Source organism: Gemmiger formicilis (assembly GCF_016901605.1).
In the GTDB taxonomy this organism is placed as follows: Bacteria; Bacillota; Clostridia; order Oscillospirales; family Ruminococcaceae; genus Gemmiger; species Gemmiger formicilis_B.
In genome coordinates, this window is sequence record NZ_JACJKP010000476.1 from 1 (window position 1) to 408 (window position 408).

General features: G+C 51.5%; 1 protein-coding gene. It reads left to right on the top strand.

Features of this window, described 5'->3' with window-relative positions:
• Positions 1-408, top strand: a 408-nt coding sequence (locus H6B10_RS15520) for an enhanced serine sensitivity protein SseB C-terminal domain-containing protein (protein WP_204652365.1), incomplete at both ends; no start/stop codon positions are given.

Sequence of the window (408 nt, forward strand, 5' to 3'; positions counted from 1 at the left end):
ATCATGATGCTGCGCTTTGACGATTTTGCCAATATGCTTCAGAAAAATCAGGAAGCCTCCGGTTTGGTCTTGAATCCCGGAGAAAACAGCCTGCGGTTGGAATCTGCGCTGATCCAGTCGGTCAAGAAGCAAAAAGATGCTATGCTGCAGATGCAAAAAGAACGTCAGGCAGCGCAGATTCATCCTGGCGATAAGGTGACGATCGTCGAGCCGACCGTATTGCCTGATGAACTGGTAGACCCCATCTGCACATTGCTTGCTGATGCCCCAGGGGTTGGGTCCGCATACCTGCAGATCATGATTGTGAACGATACGAGGAAAAGTTATTTGTTGATTCTGGATGGACCCAAAGATGAGAAGCTGTTTGCTGCCGTGGCTCAGGCGGCTCGTCCTTATCTGGCCGGGCGC